The organism is Stenotrophomonas sp. PS02298, assembly GCF_029959445.1.
Taxonomy (GTDB): Bacteria; Pseudomonadota; Gammaproteobacteria; order Xanthomonadales; family Xanthomonadaceae; genus Stenotrophomonas.
Window position 1 is genome coordinate 1 of the sequence record NZ_JASCOR010000229.1, and the last position, 4963, is coordinate 4963.

General features: G+C 64.9%; 5 protein-coding genes. All 5 read right to left on the bottom strand.

Features of this window, described 5'->3' with window-relative positions; translation table 11 throughout:
• Window positions 1-205: 205 nt before the first annotated feature.
• Window positions 206-2065, bottom strand: coding sequence for an ABC transporter ATP-binding protein (locus QMX78_RS20035; protein WP_282272934.1), 1860 nt, complete (start codon window positions 2063-2065; stop codon window positions 206-208).
• A 70-nt stretch (window positions 2066-2135) separates the two neighbouring features.
• Window positions 2136-2453, bottom strand: coding sequence for a BON domain-containing protein (locus tag QMX78_RS20040; protein WP_282272936.1), 318 nt, complete (start codon window positions 2451-2453; stop codon window positions 2136-2138).
• A 282-nt stretch (window positions 2454-2735) separates the two neighbouring features.
• Window positions 2736-3380 carry a trimeric intracellular cation channel family protein gene (locus QMX78_RS20045; RefSeq protein ID WP_282272938.1) on the bottom strand — a complete coding sequence of 215 codons (645 nt, stop codon included), beginning with the start codon at window positions 3378-3380 and terminating at the stop codon, window positions 2736-2738.
• Between the two features lie 77 nt (window positions 3381-3457).
• On the bottom strand, window positions 3458-3907 hold the full coding sequence (locus tag QMX78_RS20050) for a carboxymuconolactone decarboxylase family protein (RefSeq protein WP_282272940.1): 450 nt from the start codon (window positions 3905-3907) through the stop codon (window positions 3458-3460).
• 36 nt (window positions 3908-3943) lie between these two features.
• Window positions 3944-4840, bottom strand: a complete 897-nt coding sequence (gene sigJ / locus QMX78_RS20055; protein ID WP_282272942.1) for an RNA polymerase sigma factor SigJ — start codon at window positions 4838-4840, stop codon at window positions 3944-3946.
• Window positions 4841-4963: the final 123 nt, after the last annotated feature.

Genomic DNA, 4963 nt, shown 5'->3' on the forward strand with positions numbered 1-4963 from the left:
GCCGAGCCATGCTCGGCAGGGGCTTTACCGGTAGTGCCTCTGCCGAGCATGGCTCGGCACTACAGGTGGGGCTCTCTGCCGAGCATGGCTCGGCACTACGCTCCCTCCCTTTGGCCGCAGGCCAAGGGGAGGGCTGGGGAGGGGTGGCTTTGGGCTTTGGCTTGGAATGCCCCTGCCGAGCATGGCTCGGCACTACAGCTTGTTGCTATCTATACCCAGCTGCCTGCAGCTCGAACAGTTCCGCGTAGCGGCCGCCTTCGATCATCAGCTCTTCGTGGGTGCCGCTGGCTTCGATGCGACCGTCGGCCAGCACCAGGATGCGATCGGCCATGCGTACCGATGAAAAACGGTGCGAGATCAACACCGCGGTGCGGTTGTCCGACAGCTCCTTGAATCGCTGGAATACCTCGAACTCGGCACGCGCATCCAGGGCTGCAGTCGGCTCGTCGAGGATCATCACCTGCGCATCGCGCATATAGGCGCGGGCGATGGCGATCTTCTGCCATTGGCCGCCGGACAGGTCCACGCCGGTCTTGAAGCGGCGGCCGATCAGCTGGTCATAGCCAGCGGGCAGGGCGTCGATCACTTCATCGGCCAGTGCACGCCGTGCTGCATTCTGGATACGTTCCTTGTCATACATCGACTCGACCAGACCAACCCCGATGTTCTCGCCAGCAGACAGGTGGTAGCGCACGAAGTCCTGGAAGATCACGCCCATGTTGGCGCGCAGGTCGTCGAGGTCGTAATCGCGCAGGTCGCGGCCATCGAGCAGGATCCGGCCTTCGTCCGGGTCATACAGGCGGGCCAGCAGCTTGACCAGGGTGGTCTTGCCGGCCCCGTTCTCGCCAACCAGGGCAATCACCTCACCGGCCTGCAGATGGAAGCTGAGGTTACGGACGGCCCAGCGCTCGGCATCGGGGTAGCGGAAGCCGACGTTGTCGAACACGAAGCCTTCGCGGATCGGGCGCGGTATCGCCACTGCATCCGGGCGCGAGCGGATCTCCGGTTCGATGGCATAGAACGAGAACAGGTCATCCAGGTACAGCGCCTGCCCTGCGACCTGCGAGAAACCGGTAAGCAGGCCCTCCAGCAATTGGCGCAGGCGCAGGAAACTGCCGGACAGGAAGGTCAGGTCGCCGATGCTGAAGTCACCGCGGATGGTGCGCCAGGCGATATAGCCATAGGCGGCGTAGTAGCCCAGGGTGCCCAAGGCGGCCAGCAGCGTGCCCCAGATCGCACGTTTGCGGGCCAGTGCGCGGTTGGCCTTGTAGAAGCGTTCGGCCAGCAGCTTGTAGCGATCAATCAGGAAACGGTTGAGGTTGAAGATCTTCACCTCCTTGGCCGTTTCCACGCTGGCGCCTACCTGGCGCAGGTAATCAAGCTGGCGGCGCTCGGGTGTCCAGCTGAAGTTGAGCGAGTAGCCCAGCGTGTTGAAGTGCGATTCGCCGAGGAAGGCCGGGACCAGGGCAATCGCCAGCAGTACGATCAGCCACGGTGCGTAGACGATCAGGCCGGCGGCAAAGCTGATGACGGTGATGGTGTCCTGCACCTGGCCGAACAGCTGGCTCATCAGGCTCATGCGGCCCATGGTCTGGCGGCGTGCACGGTCCAGCTTGTCCTGCAGGTCGGGATCTTCGAAGTCTTCCAGGTCTAGTTCGGCGGCGTGCTCCATCAGGCGCACGCTGGTGGCGTTGGTGAACAGCTCGGAGAGCAGCGAATCGGCGTAGTTGATCAGCCGGCCAAGCAGGTCCGAGCCGATCGCGATGGCCAACTCCAGCAACAGCAGCTCAAGCAGGGTATTGAGATGGCCGCTGGAGAACGCCTCTGCCAGCGGCGGCATTGGACCAGCACCAGCCAGGCGCACCGCTTCATCGATGATCAGCTTGCCGACATACAGCATCGCCACCGGCATCAACGCACGGACCAGGCGCAGGCCGAGGCTGGCGAGTGTCAGCCAGCGGCTGGTCTGCCACACCTGCCGCAGGAAGGGCGGCAGGTTGCGCATCGCATCGACGCGCTCGCGGAAGCTGGGTTTCTTGGCGGGAGCGGGCTCGGGGTGGGGCATGGGGGACTCAAGCGGCGAGGTGCGGGTTCAGGTTACCTGCAAATGTGTTGAGTCCGCTGCCTCGAGGTGCTCAACCATCCTTGCCCAGGTCGATATCGCCCATCTGGGCATCGTCGCGACCGTCCGGGTTGTCACGGACAGCCTCGCCTGCGCTACCGAACGATCGCTTGCCGTTGTCGACATTGAGATGGCTGACCACGGTGCGCACGCCTTCGATGGCGGCGATGACCGCTTCAACCTTGTGCTTGACCTCGGTGCTTGGAACGTCGCCGGACAAGGTCACCTGGCCATCCCTGACCTGGGCCAGTACCTGCGAGGTCTGCGCTTGCTGGCCAAGGGTGTGGACGACTTCATCGCCGATCAGGGTGTCGGAGCGTTCTGCGGCCATGGTTGGGTCCTCTGGATGTGGGATTTCCACCATGGCCGATCAGGTGTGAGTTTGACGTTACCTCGGCTTCACTCCCTCCCTTTGCCGCAGGCAAAAGAAGGGCTGGGGTTTTGCCCCCTCCCTTGCGCAGCGCGCAGGGGAGGGATGGCGAGGGGTGCTTTGGTTCTTGTTCTTGCCCTTGTCTTCACGGCGTCATTCTCACTTTCGAGGGAATCACGGCATGGAGGCGGAGAAAGAGAGAAAAACCAAACCCCCAAAAACCAAGCGTCTACATCCCCTAGATCACTTCCGCGGCCCTTCCGGCGGCGGGGGCTCCGATGACTGCAACGCCACCGGCAGATGCCAGCCAAAATGCATCGCCATCATCCGCAGGCCAAAGCACAGCCCAGCACCAACCAAGGCACAAGGCAGCGGCGGCAAGCCCAGCCAGTAACCCACCGCAACCACCGCAGCGCCAGCCAAGGCCGCAACCGCATACAACTCGGCCTGCAGCACCAGCGGCACCTGTGCCAGCAGCACGTCACGGGCAATGCCGCCGCCAATGCCGGTCAACATGCCCAAGGCAGCCGCCATCGGCGGGTCGATGCCATACGCCAATGCCTTCTGCGTGCCGGCTACGGCAAACAGCGCCAGACCCATCGCATCGAACATCCGCACCGGGTACTGCATGCGCTCGATCAGCGGCGCCCAGAAGAAAGTGACGATACCTGCGGCCAAAGTGATCGCCGGATAGCGCCAATCACTGATTGCTGCCACCGGTGTGGCGCCGATCAGCAGATCGCGGGTGATGCCGCCGGCCAGTGCCGCCGCGAACGACAGCACCAGCACGCCGAAGATATCCAGCCGCCGGCGCACGCCCATCGTTGCCCCGGACAGGGCGAAGACGAAGGTGCCGATGAGGTCGAGGATCAGTACGAGGGTTCCCATGCGCCGTATTGTGCGGTGTGGCGCTGGCTGCGGCCATCAGTCCGGTCTGGATTGATGACCTTGGGTTCGCCATTCGATCAGGGCAGCGGCGGCAGCAGGCTGGCGCCGAGCCGGTTCCAGGCGTTGATCACCGCCACGGCCATGCTCAGGTCGCTGATGCCCTTGTCGTCGAAATGTGGCCTCAACGCGTCGAAGGCGGCCTGCGAGGGCGCGCCATCCGGCAGCCAGGTCATCGCCTCGGCCCAGCCCAGCGCGGCACGCTCGCGCTCATCGAAGAAGCGGCTCTCGTGCCAGGCCGGCAGGGTGTCGAGCTTGCGCGGTTCGATGCCGGCCTTGCGCAGTGCGGTGCCGTGCATGTCCATGCAGTAGCCGCAGCCGTTGATCTGCGATACGCGCAGGAATACCAGCTCCTGCAGTTCGTGCTCGATCGAGCTGTCATGCACGGCCTTGCTGGTGGCCAGCAGGCCCTTGAAGGCATCGGCGGCGAGGCGGGCATAGGGCACGCGCGGGAAAGTAGTAGCGGACATCAGGTTTCTCCAGACTGCCACGATGGCCGTCTTTCGTTACAAGGACGCAGCAGCGGCTTCGTGCGTGACAAGTGGGGGCAATTTTTCTGGATTGAGCACGCTGTAGAGGGCTGCGATGCGCCCATCCAGCACTTCGATGGTGGTGAATGAGGCCAGCCTGCCTTCGGCGAAGCGCAGGATTGCCAGTTCGCCGTTGACGTAGCCAAGTTGGGCGGGCAGGGCAGCACCGCGGCGGGCGATGGCCCAGTACAGGCGGCCGATGCGCTCGGCGCCCCGCAGTGGGCGGATGGCAGCGGTGACGATGCCGCCACCGTCGGAGAACTGGGCGGCATTGGCATGCAGCAGGGCCTGGATGGCGGGGCTGTCGCCACGCTGGGCCGCGTCCATGAACCGCTGCAGCAGCTGCCTATGCTGTGCCGGCGCCGGCTGGAAGCGTGGTGCACCGGCCTGCAGGCGCTGCTTGGCCCGACGCACCAGTTGCCGGCAGTTGGCCTCGCTGTGGCCAAGCAGGCTGCCGATCTGGCGGTAGTCGTGGTCGAAGGCTTCTTTCAGCAGGAAAGCGGCGCGCTCGTCCGGGCTCAGTTGCTCCAGCAGGGTCAGGAAGGCGACGGAGACTTCGTTGGCGACGGCGTGGATCTGTGCAGGATCGGATGCGATGTCGGGCGACAGTTCGACCTGCAATGGTTCCGGGAGCCACGGGCCGGGGTAGTGCTGGCGCTCACGCTTGGCCGCGCGCAGGCGGTCCAGGCTGAGTCGGGTGGTGGCAGTGACCAGCCAGGCCTCGGCGTCGCGGATGTCGGCGGTGTCGCTGCCCGCCCAGCGCAGCCAGGCGTCCTGCAACACGTCCTCGGCATCGGCGCGGCTGCCCAGCATGCGGTAGGCCAGTGCCAGCAGACGCGGGCGGTGGGTCTGGAAAGTGGTTTCGGCGTTCATACGGGGAGGACGGCGCAGGGCGGGCTGGCGTGACAGCGCCACTTTGCCTGAACAAGACCCGGCCGTTGTAGGAGCGGCGTCAGCCGCGAAGCTGAAGATCTGTCCGTTCACCGGCTTCGCGGC

What these genes read in the sequence shown, in the direction of transcription:
- QMX78_RS20045 (WP_282272938.1), bottom strand. Translation starts at nt 3,380, where the DNA reads ATGGGAACCCTCGTACTGATCCTCGACCTCATCGGCACCTTCGTCTTC.
- QMX78_RS20035 (WP_282272934.1), bottom strand. Translation starts at nt 2,065, where the DNA reads ATGCCCCACCCCGAGCCCGCTCCCGCCAAGAAACCCAGCTTCCGCGAG.
- QMX78_RS20040 (WP_282272936.1), bottom strand. Translation starts at nt 2,453, where the DNA reads ATGGCCGCAGAACGCTCCGACACCCTGATCGGCGATGAAGTCGTCCAC.
- QMX78_RS20050 (WP_282272940.1), bottom strand. Translation starts at nt 3,907, where the DNA reads ATGTCCGCTACTACTTTCCCGCGCGTGCCCTATGCCCGCCTCGCCGCC.
- sigJ (WP_282272942.1), bottom strand. Translation starts at nt 4,840, where the DNA reads ATGAACGCCGAAACCACTTTCCAGACCCACCGCCCGCGTCTGCTGGCA.